General features: G+C 55.0%; 18 protein-coding genes. 13 read left to right on the forward strand and 5 right to left on the reverse strand.

The window, feature by feature from the left end; all coding sequences use genetic code 11:
• From RTK32_RS04370 to mlaF, 3 genes are all read right to left on the reverse strand, one after another.
• The coding region (locus RTK32_RS04370) for an MlaD family protein (protein ID WP_312042283.1) at nt 1–266 on the reverse strand (266 nt) is incomplete at its 3' end.
• Nucleotides 267–270: 4 nt separating this feature from the next.
• Nucleotides 271–1,053 (reverse strand): lipid asymmetry maintenance ABC transporter permease subunit MlaE, encoded by a 783-nt coding sequence (gene mlaE / locus RTK32_RS04375; RefSeq protein WP_312042284.1) that lies wholly within the window; start codon nt 1,051–1,053, stop codon nt 271–273.
• 4 nt (nt 1,054–1,057) lie between these two features.
• Nucleotides 1,058–1,870 carry a phospholipid ABC transporter ATP-binding protein MlaF gene (mlaF, locus tag RTK32_RS04380; RefSeq protein WP_125287093.1) on the reverse strand — a complete coding sequence of 271 codons (813 nt, stop codon included), beginning with the start codon at nt 1,868–1,870 and terminating at the stop codon, nt 1,058–1,060.
• Between the two features lie 231 nt (nt 1,871–2,101).
• Here mlaF and RTK32_RS04385 point away from each other — a divergent pair, with 231 nt between their 5' ends.
• From RTK32_RS04385 to npr, 11 genes are all read left to right on the forward strand, one after another.
• Nucleotides 2,102–3,082 (forward strand): calcium/sodium antiporter, encoded by a 981-nt coding sequence (locus tag RTK32_RS04385; protein WP_312042285.1) that lies wholly within the window; start codon nt 2,102–2,104, stop codon nt 3,080–3,082.
• A gap of 14 nt (nt 3,083–3,096) precedes the next feature.
• A complete protein-coding gene (kdsD, locus tag RTK32_RS04390; protein ID WP_312042286.1) occupies nt 3,097–4,080 on the forward strand; it encodes an arabinose-5-phosphate isomerase KdsD in 984 nt (327 codons plus the stop codon).
• A 15-nt stretch (nt 4,081–4,095) separates the two neighbouring features.
• Nucleotides 4,096–4,659, forward strand: a complete 564-nt coding sequence (kdsC, locus tag RTK32_RS04395; protein WP_312042287.1) for a 3-deoxy-manno-octulosonate-8-phosphatase KdsC — start codon at nt 4,096–4,098, stop codon at nt 4,657–4,659.
• Nucleotides 4,656–5,228, forward strand: a complete 573-nt coding sequence (gene lptC / locus RTK32_RS04400) for an LPS export ABC transporter periplasmic protein LptC (protein ID WP_312042288.1) — start codon at nt 4,656–4,658, stop codon at nt 5,226–5,228. The genes kdsC and lptC overlap by 4 nt, the downstream gene beginning before the upstream one ends.
• Nucleotides 5,200–5,742 carry a lipopolysaccharide ABC transporter substrate-binding protein LptA gene (lptA, locus tag RTK32_RS04405; protein WP_312042289.1) on the forward strand — a complete coding sequence of 181 codons (543 nt, stop codon included), beginning with the start codon at nt 5,200–5,202 and terminating at the stop codon, nt 5,740–5,742. Before lptC ends, lptA begins: the two co-directional genes overlap by 29 nt.
• A gap of 3 nt (nt 5,743–5,745) precedes the next feature.
• Nucleotides 5,746–6,471 carry an LPS export ABC transporter ATP-binding protein gene (gene lptB / locus RTK32_RS04410; RefSeq protein WP_312042290.1) on the forward strand — a complete coding sequence of 242 codons (726 nt, stop codon included), beginning with the start codon at nt 5,746–5,748 and terminating at the stop codon, nt 6,469–6,471.
• A gap of 48 nt (nt 6,472–6,519) precedes the next feature.
• Nucleotides 6,520–7,953, forward strand: a complete 1,434-nt coding sequence (gene rpoN, locus RTK32_RS04415) for an RNA polymerase factor sigma-54 (RefSeq protein WP_312042291.1) — start codon at nt 6,520–6,522, stop codon at nt 7,951–7,953.
• Between the two features lie 22 nt (nt 7,954–7,975).
• Nucleotides 7,976–8,263 (forward strand): ribosome hibernation promoting factor, encoded by a 288-nt coding sequence (gene hpf / locus RTK32_RS04420; RefSeq protein ID WP_312042292.1) that lies wholly within the window; start codon nt 7,976–7,978, stop codon nt 8,261–8,263.
• Nucleotides 8,264–8,454: 191 nt separating this feature from the next.
• On the forward strand, nt 8,455–8,937 hold the full coding sequence (gene ptsN / locus RTK32_RS04425) for a PTS IIA-like nitrogen regulatory protein PtsN (RefSeq protein WP_312042297.1): 483 nt from the start codon (nt 8,455–8,457) through the stop codon (nt 8,935–8,937).
• A 90-nt stretch (nt 8,938–9,027) separates the two neighbouring features.
• Nucleotides 9,028–9,882, forward strand: a complete 855-nt coding sequence (gene rapZ, locus RTK32_RS04430) for an RNase adapter RapZ (RefSeq protein WP_125287083.1) — start codon at nt 9,028–9,030, stop codon at nt 9,880–9,882.
• Nucleotides 9,879–10,151 (forward strand): PTS phosphocarrier protein NPr, encoded by a 273-nt coding sequence (gene npr, locus RTK32_RS04435; RefSeq protein ID WP_125287082.1) that lies wholly within the window; start codon nt 9,879–9,881, stop codon nt 10,149–10,151. Before rapZ ends, npr begins: the two co-directional genes overlap by 4 nt.
• A 75-nt stretch (nt 10,152–10,226) precedes the next feature.
• On the opposite strand, the gene mtgA is transcribed toward npr, so the two are convergent.
• Together mtgA and arcB are read right to left on the reverse strand one after the other, a co-directional pair.
• Entirely contained in the window at nt 10,227–10,946 is a 720-nt protein-coding gene (mtgA, locus tag RTK32_RS04440) for a monofunctional biosynthetic peptidoglycan transglycosylase (RefSeq protein WP_312042293.1), read from the reverse strand.
• Between the two features lie 875 nt (nt 10,947–11,821).
• A complete protein-coding gene (arcB, locus tag RTK32_RS04445) occupies nt 11,822–14,161 on the reverse strand; it encodes an aerobic respiration two-component sensor histidine kinase ArcB (RefSeq protein WP_312042294.1) in 2,340 nt (779 codons plus the stop codon).
• Nucleotides 14,162–15,211: 1,050 nt separating this feature from the next.
• On the opposite strand from arcB, the gene RTK32_RS04450 reads away from it, so the two are divergent.
• Complete coding sequence (locus tag RTK32_RS04450; RefSeq protein ID WP_312042295.1) at nt 15,212–20,737, forward strand: glutamate synthase-related protein; 5,526 nt, start codon at nt 15,212–15,214, stop codon at nt 20,735–20,737.
• A gap of 43 nt (nt 20,738–20,780) precedes the next feature.
• A partial coding sequence (locus tag RTK32_RS04455; protein WP_312042296.1) for a sulfite reductase flavoprotein subunit alpha occupies nt 20,781–22,325 on the forward strand: 1,545 nt, incomplete at its 3' end.

Raw genomic sequence — 22,325 nt, forward strand, 5'->3', positions numbered from 1 at the left:
TTTTCTTCGATATCCATTGAGACGCGTGGCAGATAGGTTTTTTCATCCAGACCGATATCCGTTACCCGACCGACCACTACGCCGCCGATTTTCACCGGAGAACCGCTTTTCAGGCCACCGATATTGTCGAAGGTGGCATAGAGTCGCCAGGTGGGTTCACTGCCCAAAGATTTCAAATCTGCCACGCGCAGGCAGAGAAACAGCGCCGCGCAAAGCGCCAGCAGTAAAAAGACCCCTACCCAAATTTCGCTTTTTTTCGTTTGCATCGAATCAGTTCCCAAACATCAGTGCTGTCAGCACAAAATCCAAACCGAGCACAGCCAGAGAAGCATGTACTACAGTACGCGTCGTCGCCCGGCTAATGCCTTCAGAAGTCGGCACGGCGTCGTAGCCGTTAAACAGGGCAATCCAGGTGACGGTAAAAGCAAAAACGGCGCTTTTGATCACGCAGTTAACGATATCGGTACGGACATCCACCGCGTTTTGCATCGCTGACCAGAAAAAACCGCCGTCGATGCCTTTCCAGCTCACGCCCACGATAGCGCCGCCCAGAACGCCTACCGCGACAAAGATCAGGGTCAGCAGCGGCATGCTGATAAAACCGGCCCAGAAGCGAGGAGAAATAATTCTGCGCAGCGGATCGACCGCCATCATCTCCATGCTGGAGAGCTGTTCTGTCGCCTTCATCAGGCCGATTTCTGCCGTGAGCGCCGAGCCTGCCCTGCCCGCAAACAGCAGCGCCGTGACAACCGGCCCCAGCTCACGCAGCAGCGACAGCGCTACCAGCATCCCCAGACTGCTGTCAGCACCGTAGGTGTTCAGGACCAGATACCCCTGTAACCCAAGCACCATGCCGATGAACAGGCCGGAAACCACGATAATCAGCAGTGACAGCACGCCAATGCTGTAAAGCTGCTTGATCACCAGCGGTGCATGTTTGCGAAAGCGGGGAACGCCTATCAGCGCGTGGAAAAGCATCAGCCCGGCACGGCCAAACGAGGCGCAAGTATTGATCCCCTGACGCCCAACGGACGCCAGTGCTCGTAGTAACATCAGATTAACTCCCTGAGCCGGTTAAATCCTGCAGATAGTCTCCTGCGGGAAAACGAAAAGGGACCGGGCCATCGGCGATACCGTCAATAAACTGACGGACCCGGGCGTCTTCATTTTCATGCAGCGCACTGGCCGTTCCCTGAGCGATAACTTTCTGTCCGGCAATAATATAGGCGTAGTCCGCAATACTCAGCACTTCCGGCACGTCGTGCGAAACCACGATGCAGGTCATGCCCAGCGAGTGATTCAGTTCGTCGATCAGCTTGACCAGCACGCCCATGGTGATGGGATCCTGCCCGACGAAAGGTTCATCGAACATAATCAGATCGGGCTCCAGCGCGATAGCTCTGGCAAGCGCCGCGCGCCGCGCCATACCGCCGGATAGCTCGGAAGGTTTTAGCTGGGCCGCGCCACGCAGGCCGACAGCTTCCAGCTTCATCATCACCGTACTGTGCAGCAGCGCGGGCGGCAGCTGCGTATGTTCACGCAGCGGCCAGGCAACATTGTCAAAGACCGTCAGGTCAGTGAACAGCGCGCCGGACTGAAATAACATGCTCATTTTTTTACGCGCTTCATAGAGCCGCGAGCGTGAAAGCGCGGGTATATTTTCCCCGTTAAACCAGATTTCACCGGCGTCGGGACGCAGCTGGCCGCCGATCAGACGCAGCAGCGTGGTTTTACCAATGCCTGAAGGGCCCATAATGGCTGTGACTTTCCCTTTCGGCACCGTAAGCGAGATGTTATCGAAAACCGGGCGATCGCCGCGAGCGAAGCTGACGCCCCGGACGTCCACCAAATTCGTCTCCGTCTGGCTCATTGTGACCTCTTATCCTCTTTTCCAGGCATTTCATCCCCTACCGATGGTAACGTATAACCACCGGAACTGGACACTTTTACAGAAACTTAACTGTCCGACGTAGCGAAAGTTGGCATAAGTTTTACTTTTTGCCTTCAGACCGTCAAAATCAGCGCATTCTTCAGGCCGCCCGGCCCGTTTTACTCGTCGTGCAAGGCAAGCCGACGATTATACCCGATCAAAGGACATTTCATGCTTGTAGCTACCGCACTATTGATTATCGGCCTGGTCCTGCTGGTATATGGTGCAGATCGTCTGGTGTTCAGCGCGGCCATTTTGTGCCGCGCGATTGGCGTTCCCCCGCTGATTATCGGCATGACCGTTGTCAGCATAGGCACCTCATTGCCTGAACTGATCGTCTCTTTTTCAGCTTCGCTGCATGGTCAGATGGACTTAGCCGTCGGAACCGCGGTCGGTTCCAACATCACCAATATTTTGCTGATCCTTGGCGGCGCGGCGCTACTGCATCCCTTAAGACTGCACTCCAGGCTGCTGGCGCGCGAGTTGCCGCTCATGCTGCTGATTACGCTCATCAGTGGCTTGCTCCTGTTTGATAATATGCTGAGCCGCAACGACGGCCTGATCCTGATTGCCTTTGCGGCAGGCTATCTGTTGTTTATTATCAACATTGCCCGTAAAGCCGAGCGCGGTGATACCGATTCGCTAACGCGCGAACAGCTCGCCGAATTGCCGCGTGACGATACAGGCAACACGGTGGCTTTTCTCTGGCTGGGCGTGGCACTGATCATTTTGCCAATGTCGACCCGTATGGTTATCGACAACGCAACGGTTATCGCGAATTTTTTTGGTGTCAGCCAGCTGGTGATCGGCCTGACGGTTATTGCTGTTGGCACCAGCCTGCCGGAGCTGGCCACGGTCATTGCCGGTGCGCTGAAAGGTGAAGATGATATTGCTATCGGCAATCTGATTGGTTCCAACATCTACAATATTGCCATTGTGTTGGGTGTGCCGGCGCTGCTGCATCCGGACGCGGTGGATATGCACGCTTTTGCCCGCGATTATTGGATAATGCTGGGCGTCAGCGCGCTGTTTACGCTGATCTGCCTGCGGCGTAACCGTTGTATCGGCAGAGTAGCGGGTGCGCTGCTGCTGACCGGTTTCATCGCCTGGGTCGCGCTACTTTACTGGCTTCCTTCAGCCACCTTCTGGTAAAAGGATTAGAACTTATGTCACCTACGCTACGGCCCGACTTTGATTTTCAGCAGGCGGGAAAAGATGTTCTGGCGATTGAACGCCAGGGGCTGGAACAACTCGATCGGTACATTAACGAAGACTTTACCAAAGCCTGTAAGCAGATTTACAACTGCCACGGCAAAGTCGTGGTCATGGGCATGGGGAAATCGGGTCATATCGGCAAAAAGATAGCCGCTACTTTTGCCAGTACCGGTACGCCGGCGTTTTTTGTGCACCCGGCGGAAGCCAGCCATGGCGATCTCGGTATGGTTAGCTCGGGCGATATCGTTATCGCCATTTCCAACTCCGGCGAATCCTCTGAGATCCTTGCGCTCATCCCGGTGCTGAAGCGGCTGCGCGTGTCGCTTATCTGTATGACCAGCCGCCCCGACAGCGCGATGGGCCGCGCGGCGGATATCCATCTCTGTGTTAAAGTACCGCGGGAAGCTTGCCCACTGGGCCTGGCGCCCACCAGCAGCACCACGGCGACGCTGGTCATGGGCGATGCGCTGGCGGTAGCGCTGCTGAAAGCGCGCGGCTTTACGGCTGAGGACTTTGCCCTCTCCCACCCCGGCGGCACGCTGGGCCGCAAGCTGCTGCTGACCGTTGACGATATCATGCACAGCGGCGATGAAATTCCTCACGTCAGTCGTGACGCTTCGCTGCGTGACGCCCTGCTGGAAATCACCCGTAAAAATTTAGGTATGACAGTAATCTGTGACGATTTGATGAAGATCGAAGGGGTTTTCACCGATGGCGATCTGCGGCGCGTCTTTGATATGGGCATCGATATTCAGCGTGCCAGTATTGCCAGCGTAATGACGACGGGCGGCATTCGCGTAAGGCCCCATACGTTGGCGGTGGATGCCCTGAATCTGATGCAAAACCGTAACGTCACCGTTTTGATGGTAGCCGACGGCGATCAGCTGCTTGGCGTAGTGCATATGCATGACATGCTGCGTGCCGGCGTGGTTTAACAAGGAATAAAAAAAATGGCTGGCGCAAGCTGGATAAGTACCTGTTATGGCGACGTGAGTGAGGCCGTGATGGCACGCGCACGCAACATTAAGCTGTTGATTTGCGATGTGGATGGCGTGATGTCTGACGGCATTATCTATCAGGGTAATAACGGTGAGGAGCTAAAAGCGTTTAACGTGCGGGACGGCTATGGCATTCGCTGCCTACTGACCTCGGACGTGGAAGTCGCTATTATCACCGGTCGCAAGGCGAAACTGCTGGAAGATCGCTGCGCCACGCTGGGCATTACACATCTTTACCAGGGCCAGTCGGATAAGCTTTTGGCCTTCCGTGAACTCCTGGATAAACTGTCGCTCAGGCCAGAGCAGGTTGCCTATATTGGCGATGACCTGATTGACTGGCCGGTCATGGCGGAAGTCGGTTTGAGCGTCACCGTAGCCGATGCGCATCCCGTGCTGCTTCCCCGTGCCGATTACGTTACCCGTATTGCAGGCGGACGCGGTGCTGTACGTGAAATTTGCGATCTGATTTTAATCGCACAGGATAAGTTTGATAAGGCCAAAGGGCAGTCTGTATGAGTAAAACAAGGCGTTGGATTACGCTCCTGCTGGCGCTGGTAGCGATTGTGCTGATCGGCTGGAACCTCACCGATACGAATAAGCCCGCGCCCGCGGCCAGCAATGCGCTGGAGCCGACCTACACCAGCCAGTCGTCCCGCACGGTGGTTTATAACCCGGAAGGTGGGCTGAGCTATAAGTTGGTATCCGATAAAGTGACCTACTTTTCGGCGGAGGCGATAAGCTGGTTCGATAATCCGATAATGACTACCTATGACGAAAATAAAGTGCCGACCTGGTCGGTACGGGCCGATAAGGCCAAGCTCACCGATGACCGTATGCTTTATCTTTACGGTCACGTCGAGGTCAACAGCCTGACGCAGGACGCCCAGCTACAACGAATTAAAACCGATAACGCCGTAGTGAACCTTGTCACGCAGGACGTTACCTCAGAAGATAAGGTAAGCTTGTACGGCAACAGCTTCAGCTCTACCGGCATGAAGATGCGTGGCAATTTACGGAAGAAAACCGCCGAGTTGATTGAAAAGGTCAAAACCTCCTATGAAATTCAGAATGCGAACCAACCTTAAGTTTTTGACGCTCGGCCTGCTGCTGACGGCCAGCCTGCCTGCTCTCGCCCTGACGGGCGACTCGGATAAGCCGGTTAACGTCGACTCCGAAAATCAGGCGCTGGACATGCAGGGCAACGTAGCCACCTTTACCGGCAACGTCATCGTGACCCAGGGCTCGATTAAAATCACCGCGGACAAGGTTGTGGTTACGCGCCCCAATGGCGACAGCAATAAAACCATCGTGGATGCCTGGGGCAATCCAGCGACGTTTTATCAGATGCAGGACAGCGGCAAGCCCGTAAAAGGCCACGCGCAAAAAATGCACTATGAGCTGGCAAAAGATTTCGTCGAGCTGACCGGCAGCGCCTACCTGGAGCAGCTGGATAGCAACGTTAAAGGTGACCGCATTACCTATCTGGTAAAAGAGCAAAAGATGCAGGCTTACGGCAACACCGGCAAACGCGTCACGACCGTACTGGTGCCTTCGCAGCTGCAGGATAAGAGCACCTCGTCGACCAGGAAGAGTAACTAAGCCATGGCAACGTTAATTGCGCAAAACCTGGCGAAGGCCTACAAAGGCCGGCGCGTGGTAGAAGATGTCAGCCTGGAGGTGAAATCCGGGGAAATCGTAGGCCTGCTGGGTCCTAACGGTGCCGGTAAGACCACCACTTTTTATATGGTGGTTGGCATTGTGCCGCGTGACGCGGGCCGCATTGTTATTGACGATGAAGATATCAGTATTCTTCCGCTGCACGCACGTGCACGTCGCGGCATTGGCTATCTGCCTCAGGAAGCCTCTATTTTCCGTCGGCTGAGCGTGTTCGACAACCTGATGGCGGTGCTGCAAATCCGTGATGATTTGACAACAGAGCAGCGCACCGACCGCGCCAACGAGCTGATGGATGAATTTCATATTGCTCACCTGCGCGACAGCATGGGTCAGGCGCTTTCCGGCGGGGAACGTCGTCGCGTGGAAATCGCCCGTGCGCTGGCGGCAAATCCTAAATTTATTCTGCTGGATGAGCCTTTTGCCGGTGTCGATCCCATTTCGGTTATCGATATTAAAAAGATTATTGAACACCTGCGCGACAGCGGCCTGGGCGTGTTGATTACCGACCATAACGTCCGTGAAACGCTGGCCGTTTGCGAACGAGCCTATATCGTCAGCCAGGGGCATCTGATTGCCCACGGTTCGCCTGAGCAAATCCTCCAGGATGAACAAGTTAAGCGCGTCTATTTAGGTGAAGAGTTCAGACTCTGATAAGGTGTTCAAACCGGTCAAGATTTTTAAGGAATAAGTATCCTGAATATGAAGCAAGGTTTGCAGCTCAGGCTTAGCCAACAGCTTGCCATGACGCCACAACTGCAGCAGGCAATACGTCTGCTGCAACTCTCTACGCTTGAACTCCAGCAGGAAATTCAGCTGGCGCTGGAAAGCAACCCGCTGCTTGAACAAACCGACCTTCATGAAGAAGTCGACAGCCGCGAATATCAGGAAAAAGAGGCGCTGGATACCCGCGAGGCGCTTGAACAAAAAGATATGCCGGAAGAACTGCCGCTTGATGCCACCTGGGACGAAATCTATACCGCCGGCACGCCGTCCGGTACCGGCACTGACTATCACGACGACGAGCTGCCTGTTTATCAGGGCGAGACGACCCAGACATTGCAGGATTACCTGATGTGGCAGGTGGAGTTAACGCCTTTTACCGATACCGATCGCGCTATTGCCACGGCTATTGTCGACGCCGTGGATCCGACCGGTTATCTTACCGTGTCCCTGCAGGACATTCAGGAAAGTATCGGTAACGAAGAGTTGTCGGCAGAAGAAGTCGAGGCGGTACTGAAGCGCGTACAGCGGTTCGATCCGATTGGTGTCTGTGCCCGCGATCTGCGCGACTGCCTGCTGGTCCAGCTGTCGCAGTTTGTAGACGAGACGCCCTGGCTGAAAGAGGCCAGGCTTATTGTCAGCGACCATCTGGATCTGCTGGCCAATCATGACTTCCGTAGCCTGATGCGCGTCACGCGTCTGAAAGAGGACGTACTGAAAAATGCTATGCAGCTGATTCAGTCGCTCGATCCGCGTCCCGGTCAGTCTATCAATACCGGCGAACCGGAATATGTCATTCCGGACGTGCTGGTCCGTAAAATCGGCACCCGCTGGCTGGTTGAACTGAACGCCGACAGCGTGCCGCGTCTGAAAATTAATCAGCATTACGCCTCGCTGGGCGGCAGCTCGCGCAGCGACAGCGACAGCCAGTTCATTCGCAGTAACCTGCAGGAAGCCCGCTGGTTGATTAAAAGCCTGGAAAGCCGCAACGATACGCTGCTGAAAGTGACGCGCTGCATCGTCGACCAGCAGCAGGCTTTCTTCGAGCAGGGCGAGGAATTTATGCGTCCTATGGTGCTGGCGGATATCGCCTCCGCCGTAGAGATGCACGAATCGACAATTTCACGCGTTACCACACAAAAATACCTGCACCGCCCACGCGGTATTTTTGAACTGAAATATTTTTTCTCCAGTCACGTGAATACCGAAGGCGGCGGCGAAGCCTCTTCCACGGCTATTCGCGCACTGGTGAAGAAATTGATCTCGGCGGAAAACCCCGCCAAGCCTCTTAGCGACAGCAAGCTAACCACCCTCCTCTCCGATCAGGGGATCATGGTGGCCCGCCGTACCGTCGCGAAGTACCGAGAGTCTTTATCCATCCCGCCCTCAAACCAGCGCAAGCAGCTGGTCTGAACGAACAGATAAGGAAGAGCTTATGCAACTCAATATTACCGGGCAGAATGTTGAAATTACCGAACCTTTACGTGAATTCGTTACGGCTAAATTCGCCAAGCTGGAGCAGTACACTGACCGTATCGGGCAGGTTTATATTGTTCTGAAGGTGGAAAAGGTGACGCAGGTAGCCGATGCGACGCTACACGTCAGCGGGGGTGAGTTGCACGCCACCTCGGAAGAAAAAGATATGTACGCGGCGGTTGATGGCCTGATAGACAAGCTGACACGCCAGCTAAATAAACATAAAGACAAGCTGAAACAGCATTAATTTCCCTTGAAGTCGTTTCCGCCACCCTTGTCTGCTAAGAATGTGGTGTAAATTATCAGGCTCGTCTTCTGCTGGCAGAGGACGGGTCGCTAATCAACGGGCATATTATGCATTCGACAAATGGCCTGTCTGACCCGTGGTCAGGCAGTGCCATTTTGCCAGGCGAAAATGAATACCTAAGTGAACCTATGATGAATAATGACCTGACACTGGAACTAAGCTCGGTCCTGAGCCTTTCCTGTACCCGCAACGGCGTTCACTGCCAGAGCAAAAAGCGGGCACTGGAAATTATCAGCGAGCTGGCAGCCAAACAGCTTAATTTGCCGCATCAGACGATCTTTGAAGCGATCCTGACGCGTGAACGTATGGGCAGTACCGGTATAGGTAACGGCATTGCGATCCCGCACGGCAAGCTGGTGGAAGACACGCTGCGCGCGGTGGGCGTATTTATTCGTCTCGATCAGCCGGTCGCCTTTGACGCCATTGACAATCAACCGGTCGATTTACTTTTCGCCCTGCTGGTGCCTGCCGATCAGTGTAAAACGCATTTGCATACGCTCTCGCTGGTTGCGAAACGCCTGGCCGATAAAACGGTCTGCCGCCGCCTGCGCGCGGCGCAAAGCGACGAAGAGCTTTTTGCGATCATGGCGGAGGATACGCAGGCCGCCTCTTAAGCCTTATCGGGCCGGACTCCCGGTCCGGGCGTGTTCAGACAGGGAAGATCCCTATCCCTTTGGAAAGGCTTCAAATCAGGAGAATAAGTCATGGTGCTGATGATCGTCAGCGGGCGTTCTGGTTCCGGCAAGTCCGTCGCGCTGAGGGCGCTGGAGGATATGGGCTTCTACTGCGTGGATAACCTTCCCGTGGTGCTGCTGCCGGAGCTGGCCAGGTCACTGGCGGATCGTAACATCTCGGCGGCCGTCAGTATTGACGTGCGCAATATGCCCGAGTCGCCGGAAATCTTTGAAAAAGCGTTGACCGGCCTGCCCGACAGCTTTTCACCGCAGCTGCTGTTTCTGGATGCCGATCGCAATACGCTGATCCGACGCTACAGCGATACCCGCCGCCTGCATCCGCTTTCCAGTAAAAATCTTTCGCTGGAAAGCGCAATTGATGAGGAGAGCGATCTGCTGGAGCCGCTTCGCTCGCGCGCCGATCTGATTGTCGATACTTCAGAGATGTCGGTGCATGAACTGGCGGAGATGCTGCGCACGCGCCTGTTAGGTAAGCGAGAACGCGAACTGACAATGGTATTTGAATCCTTTGGGTTCAAACACGGTATCCCTATCGACGCCGATTACGTTTTTGACGTTCGCTTTCTGCCTAATCCACACTGGGATCCAAAACTGCGTCCGATGACAGGGCTGGATCGTCCGGTGGCTGCCTTTCTGGATCGTCATACTGAAGTGCACAACTTTATCTATCAGACGCGCAGCTACCTTGAGCTTTGGCTGCCGATGCTGGAAACTAACAATCGTAGCTATCTTACCGTGGCGATTGGTTGTACCGGTGGTAAGCACCGTTCGGTTTATATCGCCGAACAGCTCGCTGACTATTTCCGATCGCGTGGCAAAAACGTGCAGTCTCGTCATCGAACTCTGGAAAAGCGTAAATCATGACCGTCAAGCAAGTTGTTGAAATTAAAAATAAGCTGGGCATGCATGCCCGGCCGGCGATGAAGCTGTTTGAACTGGTGCAGAGTTTTGACGCCGAAGTGCTTTTGCGCAACGAAAGCGGCACGGAAGCGGAAGCCAGCAGCGTCATTGCACTGCTGATGCTGGATTCGGCGAAAGGTGGGCAGATTGAGATCGAAGCCAGCGGGCCGGAAGAAGAAAAAGCCCTGGCGGCGGTGATCGAACTTTTCAACGCCGGCTTTGATGAGGACTGACTACCGGCTCAGACGCGCTGAGCGCGCCTGAGCGCTTTCCTTTCTTTATACTGAAGGGCAACCCCCTTCTCACTCTCAGCGCAGCTTGTGCGCGTTCAGAAAGCCTTCTCCGCCCAGCTGCCGCATTTGCCGTAAGATCCACTGTTGCCGCTGGCGGACATAAGCCGAGGGCGCATCGACGCGAAAGCGAACGGGGTTCGGCAGTACTGCCGCCAACAACGCCGCTTCCGCCATGGTCAGATGACTGGCAGGCTTATGAAAATAGCGCTGCGATGCCTCTTCCACGCCAAATACTCCCTCGCCGAACTCCGCTACATTCAGATAGACGGTTAAAATACGACGTTTTGTCCAGACCGTTTCGAGCGCGACCGTCAGGCCCGCCTCCAGTCCCTTGCGTACCCAACTGCGCCCATCCCATAAAAAAACGTTCTTCGCAGTCTGCTGTGACAGCGTAGAGGCCCCACGCATACGGCTCTCTTCGCCATCCAGCACCGACTGAATTGCCTGAACGTCAAAACCCCAATGGTCGGGAAATTTTTGGTCCTCAGAGGCAATAACCGCCAGCGGCATCCAGGGGGAGATCGCCTTCATCTCCACCCAATCTGAATGCGCCACGTAGCTGAAATCGCCCTTCAGCCAGGCTCCGATTTGCCTTTCCGCCATCACGGCAGAAAAAGGAACAGGCAAAAAAGAGAAAAGCAGGATCCCGGCGATCGCGATCCCGAACAGGCCGATCGTTATGCGTAATGCCCAGGTTTTGAGCCGCTGTCCGCGGGTTTTTTTATGTTGTTTCATGAATATTTATCCGTGATGATCTTATGAATCCCTGTAACAAGAACCTGCTCATTTGAGATAAAACGCGTGAGCAAAGCGTCGTCAGTTTGCCTTACTGTAAACGTTTGCATTTACCCGTTACCAAAAGCACTTTTTAAATGTAGTAACTGCTTCAATCACTTCCGCGCATTCGGAATCGGTTCCATTCTGAAAACGAACCTGTAAAGGTCAAGAAATAATCAAGGCTATTGGCTGCCTGAAACCGGTCTCATTCATTCACAATTCTTATAAATACGGTGAATTAGCTTTTGCTAATTTCATCTTAAAGGCCCTTCAGAGCGCTTGTGACCCCCGCTTACCCTTTTCGCCTCATGGTCGAAAATCGTTCCGCTAATTGAAGAAAAAATGACGAAATCATCTTTATTAATAGTTAATTACTTTCATTACGCCTTCCGTTTGCACCGGCTCGCCCCGTTTATAAAGGGAGACAGCAATCTCACAAAAAAAACATGTTTTACATAGAGTTAAATATTTGCCATCTGCGCTAAAATTCTTTTAGCATCACTGCTAGCGATCAATGGAACCGGTTACCGGAGTACGTCAATCAAAACCGCATAAAAACTGGCACAATTGCCTATTATTTAACCAAGATCGCGAATAAATTCATTCCGTGCTTGACTGTATCATCAAATTAATGTTTTCTGTCTGGAAACGCGGCTCAACATCACACATTTTAATGAATCTTGTAACATGTGATGTGAGTTTTGCTAAGGTAGTGGCTGAGCGTTTTATCCAATACCGCGCCTGTGCTTCGATACTCTTACTTTAAGAACAGCGCAGGCCTCAAGTTTCCCTGGTGTTGGCGCAGTATTCGCGCACCCCGGCCTCGGTCGGGGTCATTTTTTTTGGACCTTTGTTACCCATTCCCGCAGTACCGCAACGTCGTTACGCCATTCGTGTTTCAGTTCGTCAATCCATTCCTGCACATTGTCCCACCATGCCGGCAGTTCAGGGCTTTGGATCTGTTTCGCCAGCTGCTGCAAATGCACCAGCCCTACCGATCCTGCCGCACCCTTGATTTTGTGCCCTTCTTCCGCAATCCCTTTTTGATCGCGCGCGGTCATGTTCAGGTCCAATACTTCCAGGTAGCCCGGCATCATCTTTTCAAACATTTCCAGACTCTGGATAATCAGCTGCGGCCCGACCAGCTCGATATACTGCTCCAGCATGGTGATATCCAGCAGCACCGGGGCGTCAGGATTAGCTGACTCTGTCCGCTCGTCTTCCTGCTCCTGCTCCTGGTAATCCCAGTATTTCTGGATAATGGCGGTCAGCGCCGGAACTGCCAACGGTTTACTCAGCACATCATCCATGCCCGCATCCAGATATTCTTTTTTATCTTTCAGCACGTTGGCGGTTAACGCCACCAGCGGTGGCAGCTGCTGATGGCCGTAGCGGCGGTGAATTTCCCTCGCCACGTCAAGGCCGGTCATATCCGGCAACTGGATATCCAACAGCACCAGATCGAATTCTTCGGGCTCGAACATCGCCAGTGCTTCCGCGCCCGTCATGGCGACTTCCACGCTGTTGCCCAGCTTCTCCAATACCGACCGCGCCACCACCACGTTCAGTTCGATATCCTCAACCAGCAGAACATGCAGTGCCGGTAGCGGCATATCGTCCGCGGGCTGCTCATCTTCATGCTGCGTGACGACGCGCGGTGCATTAACAGTCAGCGTAAAACAGGATCCCTGGCCCGGTGCGCTACTGACGCTGATATCTCCGCCCATGCTCTGTGCCAAACGACGCGAAACTGCCAGACCAATACCGGTGCCCGTTGCTGGTTTACCGCCGTGTTGATCTTTCACCTGATAATACATTGCGAAGATTTTGTCCTGCTCATCCTGCGGGATCCCCATACCGGAGTCCTCCACCTCAAAGCGCAGGCAGTCTTCGCCCTGATAGGCTACTCGTACGATAATGCTGCCCTGATGGGTGAATTTCACCGCGTTACCGATCAGGTTCCACAAGATCTGACGCAACCGCGTGCCGTCAGTGATAATTTTTTGCGGCAGCGGCGGACGGGCATCCAGGACGAATTTCAGCCCTTTTGGCTCGGCCAGCAGGCCGGAAAGGTTCTCCAAATCCGCCAGGAACTCCGTAAAATCAACTGGCTGATTATCCAGCTGCACCTTACGGCGTTCGATTTTATCCATCTCAATCACATCATTGAAAATATTGCCCAGCGTGATAGCCGAGACGTGGATAGTTTTCAGGTATTTCAACTGCTCCTGATTCAGCCCGGTATCTAACAGGATGCGGCTCAGCCCTACGATGCCGTTAAGCGGCGTACGAAGCTCGTGGCTGATCGTAGAGATAAAGGTGGTCTTTTCCCTACTGGCGTTCTCTAAAGCGTCCTGATAGCGTTTCCGCTCGGTTATATCGCGTCCAAACCCCATCAGCCCGCTACGGTTGCCCACGCGGTCGTAATAAGGCACTTTACGGATCTCAAAACAGGCCTTGCGGCCGTCAGGGTATTGCAGCCACTGTTCATAGGTCAGAGAAACATTGTGGCGGAATACTTTTTCGTCTGTTTCCAGTACTTTTGTTGCAGCATCAGGGTCGTAGACATCGTGCGGCGTCAGCCCGATAAGCTGTTTTTCGCTTTTGCCCGTTAGCAGCTCCATCGCGCGATTGCAGCCGGAGAACTGCTTGTCAATGTTGCGGTAGAACACCAAATCGGGCGAGGCGTCCAGGAACGAGCGCAAAAAGGAAGATTGCTGCTCCAGCTCGATCTGCGCCTGCTCGCGTCTTGCCATCTCTTCCGTCAGCTTATCCATCACCTGCAGGCGTGCTTTTTCCGCCTTGATACGATCGGCGATCTCCTGATTGAGCTGGGTAATGTTTTCTTTCATCTGCTGGTTTAGCTCAAGATCGCGATGCCGCATCTCTTCCAGCTTATCGACCAGGCGTGCCAGACGCTGTCGCGACTCTTCAAGCTGTTCCACTACCACCGACAAAAAATAGACGGCCCACGGCGTAATCAACAGCCCAAAAAAGACCGAGCGGACCATATCAATGCTTTCTACATGACCGCGCAGCACCATGGTGACCGCCATCTGCACGATCATCGCCAGCACCACCAGCGCAGAGGCCAGCAGCAGTGAAAAGCGCACCAGGCCCAGCTTCACCATTAAATCGACGTAGTACTGGGCTAACAGACGAATTTGTTTCATAAAAGATCTCTTCAGGAGCGGTATCGTCAATCATACCGCAAAAGCTTAAAAGACAAAGATGGCGGCTTTCCGCACTCGCTGCACCGCTTCGGTGCAGGCCGAAAGAAAAGGCACGGTTGACGTAGCCGTAGCGGGATGGAGGAGAGATAACTCCCCTGGCCCCCCTCTGCGTGTCGCGCGCTGGCCAGAGAAAAGGATCTGCCTGGCAAGCCTTGCCGCTGTTTTCAATAAGGGAGGATGACCGCTGTCCCGGCGGTCGCTGGGATGGGTTACCGGCATCCCTCTGTATTCGTGATACAGGGTATACCTCAGGCTGCCCCACCGGTACGCGAAAAGTGACGTTCATTCCGCCTGTGCCGTTTTGCCTTAAGTGCATTATTCCTTTTTGAAAGTCATGGCGACAAGCGCCTGCGGCCACGCTTTTACCTGAAACGTAATGAATAACCATTCATATTAACCGCAGATAAAATCAAAAAAGGGCTGATTAATTTTACTAATGATGCCAGGCAGTTTAATCCAAATAAGCATCACGCTTAAAAACAGTCGCTTTCAATAATTAATATCTCTTTCCTGGCATTTTGTGCTGTTAATACACCGGGCACCAGCATGGTGCAGAGATTTGCAGCCTGCACTACAGTGAGACAGTTCACACTTAAGGGGGTTTAAATGCCCGGGCCTCATGCAGAAAAAAGTGCTACAAAAACTTAATAATCAAAAGGTTAATTAGCATACATCGCGATAAAACCTTCCTAAGCGCCCTATTTGACCTGAGTACGCTTTCCCGATAAGTTGGAATTTCGCTGGAAGCGTTCCTGACGGGCCAGTGTCTCGGCATATCTATGCAGCAAGAAGACTCCCCAGGCTTTCTCCTCTCAGAGACCCGGAAAATAACGAGCAGCTTCCTTCAGCACGGTCTGAAGAAAACATGCCCGGCGCACAGTCGCCCACTTATAAGCAGTCAGGAAAAAACGATACAGAGCCGGAGTCTTCTCCATTGCATTCTGTGCCTGAAATAACGTAGGTAATGTCAAAGAAGTCAGGAGGTCTGCCATGTCCAATCCAAAAGCGTTTCCCTATGGTCTGTACGACCCATCGAAAGAGAACGACAGTTGTGGCGTCGGTTTCATTACCCGTAAGGACGGCGAGCAGACCCATGAGATTCTTCAGATGGCACACAGCGCGCTCTGCACCGTGCCCCATCGCGGCGGCATGTCGGCCGAAGGCGTAGGCGACGGTGCCGGTGTTAACGTGGATATCTCACTGCACTTTTTCCGCAAAATCACCGGGTTACCGCTGAACACTGGCCGCTTTGGCGTCGGCAACTTTTTCGTACCAAAAGACAGCACCTTACGCGCCAACGCCGAAAGTCTGGTGGAAGAAACCCTGGCCGCGTACGGGCTGGAGATCGTTCTCAAGCGCGATATGCCGCTGGATACCAGCGTCCTGCGCCCGGCAGCTATTCAGTTCCAGCTGCCTATCGTGCAGTGGATTTTTAACGCGCCCGCCGACACAGCAGACCAGAACGCTTTTGAAAAACGCATCTATCGTGCCCTGCTGGATATTGAAGCGCGCGCCTTTACCGAAAGCGAATTCGGCGGGCTTTATCCGCTTTCTCTTTCTTCGCGCACCCAGGTTTTCAAAGCGCGCCTGAACTCCAATGAAGTGATCCCTTACTTCAAAGATCTGACCGATCCGGATCATCAGGTACGCGGCTTGTTTTTCCATACCCGCTTTTCGACAAATACCGATCCGCATACCACCATGGCTCAGCCATTCCGCCTGATGGCGCACAATGGTGAACTGAACACCGACCGTAAAAACCGTATTGCCGAAGCCGCGCTCGCCCTGGCTCGTGGCAAGAAAATCGTGCGGCCGAAGGGGCAGTCAGACAGCTCGCGACTGGATCAAAGTATCCACAGCCGCCTGATGGAAGATAATCTTGATTTGATCAAAGCTGTGGTTTCAATGATGCCGCCAGCCTGGGAAAACGACGATACGCTGTCGCCGGAAGTGCGCGCAATGCTGGAGTACTTCTCGCTGTACGAAGAGAAAAATGACGGTCCGGCCGCATTGATTTTCGGCAACGGAGACGTTATCGGTGCCCGTCTCGACCGCCTGGGCCTGCGTCCGCTGCGCTCGGTGGAAACCACTGAGTATATCGGCGCCATGTCAGAAGCGGGCCAGATTGCCTTCCCACCGGAGAGCGTTCTGCGTCGCGGCCGCATTGAGGCTGGCGGCATGCTCTATTACGATCACAGCATCAAGCGCAGCTACACCACGCTTGAAGCGTTGGAAAAACTGGCGGCGGAACAAGATTACCGGACGCTGCTGGCTCAGGCACGCGTTACGCTGAGCGATCTCCCAACGGTTCCTGCAGAGATCCAGGGGTCGCCTTTGCGCTACGGCGGCGATCTGAAAACCTATCAGCGTTTTGTGGCTTACTACTACAACCAGGAAAGCTTCAAGTTCATGATGGATCCGATGTTGGCGACCGGTGCGGAGAAAATTTCCGCCATGGGGTACGGCAACGCCATCAACGGGCTTTCCGATCATGAAGGCGGCATGGCGCACTATTTCTCGCAGCGTTTTGCCCAGGTCACTAACCCGCCGCTGGACTCCATTCGCGAAGTGGATGGCATGACGCTGCGCGTCGCGCTGGGCGCCAAGCCACATCTGGGCCGCAGTAAAGGCCGTCAGATTATCGTGCCGACGCCGATCCTTACGCATCTGGATATGTTACAGCTTCGCGAGCAGGACGTGGCGCCTTACGCCCGTTTTGACATGCTTTATCTTCCGGTCATCGGCAGCGATGCGCAGAGCCGCGCCGATAACGCCGCCGCGCTGGAGCAGGCTATCGACGATCTGGCGCAACAGGTCGTGGGTTTCGCCCGTGAACAGGGCGGCATCGCGGTACTGACCGACCGCCATATTTCGACCGAGCGTGCCGCCATTCCAATGCTGCTGGTCGTTTCCGCTATTAATCAGCGTCTGGTGCAGGAAGGTCTGCGTCTGGATGTGTCGCTGGTGGTAGAGAGCGGACAAAGCATCTCCTCACACCATATCGCCGCCGCGTTGGGCTTTGGCGCTTCCGCTATTTATCCACTCGGCGTGCAGATGCGTGCGGAAGAGAAATACGGCGAAGGTGAAGAAGGCAACAAAGCTTTCAAACGCTATGCCAAAGCTGCTGAAAAAGCGCTGATGAAAACCATGGGCAAAGTGGGCCTCTGTACGGTTGAAAGCTACAGCTGCGGAGAATTCTTTGAGCCTAACTTCCTGGATACGGAAGACCGGGTGCTGAAGAAATATTTCCCGAATATCAAAACGCCTGTCGGCGGCGCAGGCTTCGCTACTATTGCGCAGATGGCCGTAGACTGGCACCAGAGCGCCCTGAGGATTCAGGGTGAATCAGAAGTGCCGCTGCTGGGCCTGTTTAAAGAGCGTGCTGAAGGCGCGGGCCACTCTTATGGCACTATCGCGGTAAGGACGTTTATTGACATGACGGAGCAGCCGCTACGCTTTGTCGATAAACCGCGTGAAGAAGACGAATTTATTCGGCTGATGACGCTGGCCAGGTTGGATAACGCCTTTAATATCAAGCCGGCGTCTTTTGCTGATAGCAGCTTTGAACGCATTCCCAACGAGACGATTGACCGTTTCTCCATCACGCCGGACTACCGCGAGTTTTCCAGCCAGATGCAGGGAGAGCGTAAACGTCGTCCGGCCGCGCTGCGCGATATCCTGACGTTCCCAGCCGATCTGACCCACGTGGATAGCGAAGCGGAGTTTTCCCGCAAGCTGGGCCGCTATTCGCTGATTAACAACGGTTTTGCCGTACGTGGCCTGTTATGCGAAGCCACTGACGGCAGCGAAGGCCGCTTTACCCTGCGTCTTTCCGATACCATCCAGGGGCTGAAAACCGAGGTAGAACGCCTCTCCGCCCTGCTTGGCGCCTTGAAAGGCCGTTTCGCCGACGAGATTGCCAGCGGCGAAGTGACGGCGGACGGTCTGCATATTATTGCTTCCGGCAGAGCGGCAGAATACCTGTCACGGATGTTTACCACTTCGCCTTCGCTCTCTTTAAAAGACGTGCAGCCGGCCAGCGAAATCACCCGTACTTTCGCCTCTGGCGCAATGAGCCACGGCGCGCTGGTTGCCCCAGCCCATGAGGCGGTGGCGCACGGCACTAATATGGTTGGTGGCATGAGCAACTGCGGCGAAGGTGGCGAGCATTACTCTCGTCACGGTACCATCCGCGCCTCCCGCATCAAGCAGCTGGCTTCCGGTCGTTTCGGCGTCTGGGCCGCTTATCTGGCGGATCCGATGCTGGAAGAGCTGGAGATCAAAATCGGTCAGGGCGCCAAGCCCGGCGAAGGCGGCCAGCTACCTGCGGCTAAAGTCACGGTAGAGATCGCGGCAGCGCGCGGCGGTACCCCTGGCGTAGAGCTGGTTTCACCGCCGCCGCACCATGACACCTATTCTATTGAGGATCTGGCGCAGCTGATCCACGACTGTAAAGCGGCTCGTGTACGCGTCATCGTTAAGCTGGTGTCGTCTGAAGGTATCGGCACCATTGCCGTGGGCGTGGCGAAAGCAGGCGCAGACGTTATTAACGTGGCGGGTAATACCGGCGGCACCGGCGCGGCTTCGGTCACCAGCCTGAAATACACCGGACGCGTAGCAGAAATCGGTATTGCCGAGGTGCATCAGGCACTGTGTGCCAATGGCCTGCGCGACAAAGTGCTGCTGCGCAGTTCCGGCGCGCAGCAAACCGGCAGCGACGTAGTGAAATCCGCGCTGCTGGGCAGCGACAGCTTTGAATTCGGCACCACGGCCCTGATGATGCTGAAGTGCGTGATGGCGAAAAACTGCAACGTGAAGTGCCCGGCCGGTCTGACTACCAACGCTGAAGCCTTTGACGGCGATCCTCGCCAGCTGGCGCAATATTTTATGAACGTCGCGCATGAAGTGCGTGAGATCCTGGCGCGTCTGGGACTGCGCTCGCTGCGTGAAGCGCGTGGCCGTGCCGACCTGCTGCACCTGATGGATCACCCGCTGGAAGTCGGCAAACTCGACCTGCGTGCGATGCTGACCGTGGTGCCAGAAATCAAAATTATGCAGCCGGTTTATCTGGAAAAAGATTATGAACTGGATGACGGCTGGATCACACAGGTTGAACGTGCCCTGCCTACAGAAAGCGTCATTGAACTGGGCGGCGACATCACCCTGAACAACCGCAATAAGAGCGTGGGCGGCCAGCTGGCTATTGATATCGAACGCCTGCTAAACCACAAGCTGAGTAAAGCAGAGCTGGCGGCAATGCCTGCCGCGCTGGCAGACGATCGCGGGCGCTACTATCTGGCACCGGAAACGGTGAAAATAGCGACATCCGGCTCCGCCGGGCAGTCCTATGGCGTATTTTGCAACGATGGGATGCAGCTACGCCACCGTGGCACCTGTAATGACGGTGTGGGCAAAGGCCAGTGCGGCGGAGAAATTGCGGTGATGTCGCCGGGTGGCGGCTCACAGGATGCGGAAGGGAATGTATTGATCGGCAACTTCGCGCTGTTTGGGGCAACCGGCGGTCGGCTTTTCGTGCAGGGTCAGGCGGGTGACCGTTTCGCCGTGCGCAATTCCGGCGCAACGGCGGTGGTCGAGGGCGTTGGTGATTTCTGCTGCGAATATATGACCAACGGCGCGGTGCTGAACCTGGGCACCTTCGGCACCGGTTTCGGCAACGGCATGAGCGGCGGCTTCGCTTATCAATACGATCCGTACCGTAAGCTGGCGAGCCATGCGGCAGGCGACTCCGTGCTGTTCGGTTCCCTCGCCGATAATGATGAGATGGCCAGAACCCATAAGGATGCGGTACTGACCATGCTGCGCTGGCACCTGGCGGCGACCGGCTCACCTCGTGCGGCCTGGCTGCTGGCACACTGGGAAAGCGAGTGCCAACACTTTGTTTACGTTATGCCGCGCTCGCTGCTGCTTTATCAGGATGGCCAGGAAATCCTGAAGGCGAAAGCGCGTAAGGATCTGCTGGAAGAATTGTCGACCGCGATGGCGGCCCACCAGGTGGCAAAATTTAAAGCTGCCTGGCGAAACAAATCCGCAATCGCCAACGGTGCGGTGCCCGCTTACGGCGCGACCGATACGCCGGAAATGTTTGTGCTGCTGAACAACTACACCGTGCTCAGCTTCGCGCAACAGCTCGCGCTTTCGCGCCTGCCAAAAGGGACCCCGGTCAATAACGCTGCCGTAGAAAAAGCGGTACGCAACCTGCTGATGACGGAAGATTTTGCACTGGTCAGCAAGCTACAGCGCCATGCCCGCTCGGCGATTGAAAACTACAGCGATGATGAGCTGGCGTGTTTGATTGCCGCAAAACGCATGGCGGATTACAAAGCGGCGCTGACGCAGCGTAACATCCGCTCGATGGACAGCCTGGCGACCTATGGCTGGATTATCTACCAGGATGCGCGCAACCGCGAAGTGCTGGGAGGACTGCCGGACTTTGAGGAGCTGTTCGCCCGCGCTGCGCTGCCGGAGATTGCTGCTGCCGTCGGGAAACTCTCCTGATGACCAGCTCCTGTTTATATGACGGATCGAGTAAAGAAAACAGATGAAAATTCCTTACATTCCTGAAGACGCGCCGTTCAACGGCGAGCAAAAATACTGGCTGGCGGGGTTTCTTGCCGGATTACATTCACGTCTGCTGGTGCTTGAAGAGCGCCCGCAGGCTGATAGCGGGACCGGCGCGGCCACCACCACGCAGTTGCATATTCTGTTTGGTTCGCAAACCGGTAATGCGGAAGCGCTGGCGCAAAGCGCGGCGAAAGCCGCCCGCGACAGCGGTCTGGTGCCGGTAGTGCAGGCGCTCGGCGAGGTGGATATTGAGATTTTTGCCGCCATGCGTCATGTACTGGTGATTACCTCTACCTATGGCGAAGGCGAAATGCCGGATAACGCGCAACTGTTCTGGCAGGCTATCTCCGCCAGCACCGCGCCGCGTCTGGAGCAGATGAATTTCGCCGTGCTGGCTATCGGCGATACCGGCTATGACGGCTTCTGTCAGGCCGGTAAGTTTATTGATATGCGTCTGGAGCAGCTGGGCGCTAAACGTCTCTACGATCGTATTGACTGCGATATCGACTATGAAGACCCCTCACATCAGTGGCTGAGTGCCTCCATGCCGCAGTTTGCCGCCAGCGCAGGCAGCAGCGGTAAAGCGCTGGAAAATCGTCCTGAAGCGCCGGTCATTCCAGGCAGTAATAAGCAGAACCCTTACGCTGCAGCACTGGTGACCAACCGACGCCTTTCCGGCCCGGACTCTGATAAAGATATTCGCCACTACGAGTTCGACCTCACCGAGAGTGGCCTGAAATATGAAGCGGGCGACGCGCTCGGCGTGATCCCGGTTAACGATCCGACGCTGGTCAACCTGCTGCTGGCGCAGCTGAAGGCGGATTACGATACGCCGGTATCCGGCTACGACCGAAGCCTGGGTGATTTGCTGACCTACCAGTTTGAAATTTCAGAACCGTCACGCAAGCTGATTGAATGGGTCGGCCAGAACACGACCAACCAGGAGCTGCGCCACGTGTTGCAGCATGACGATAAGGACGCAATGGGCGTCTGGCTGTGGGGCAAAGATTCACTGGATCTGCTGCAGCTGGAGCTGGCGCGCACCATTGGCATTCCCGAGTTTGTCGCGCTGCTGCGTCCGTTGCAGCATCGCGCCTATTCGATTTCGTCCAGTTCGAAGGCGCATCCAAACCAGGTACATCTGACTATCGCTTCCGTGCGCTATCACAGCGCGGGTCGCGCGCGCAGCGGCGTCTGTTCCACTTACCTGGCGGAACGCGTAGGACGTGGCGAAAAACCGTCGATCTTTATTTCGCCGAACAAAGCCTTTCGCGTTCCCGCGGACGGCAATACACCGCTGATCATGGTGGGGCCCGGCACCGGTATCGCCCCGTTCCGGGCTTTTTTGCAGGAACGCGAAGCGACGGGTGCCAAAGGCAAAAACTGGTTGTTCTTCGGTGACCAGCGGCTTGAGCACGATTTTATCTATCGCGATGAGTTGCTGAACTGGCAGGAAAAAGGCGTGCTAAACCGTCTGGATTTGGCCTTCTCGCGCGATCAGGCGAAAAAATCTATGTGCAAA

The organism is Erwinia sp. (genome assembly GCF_031978025.1).
Classification (GTDB): Bacteria; Pseudomonadota; Gammaproteobacteria; order Enterobacterales; family Enterobacteriaceae; genus Erwinia.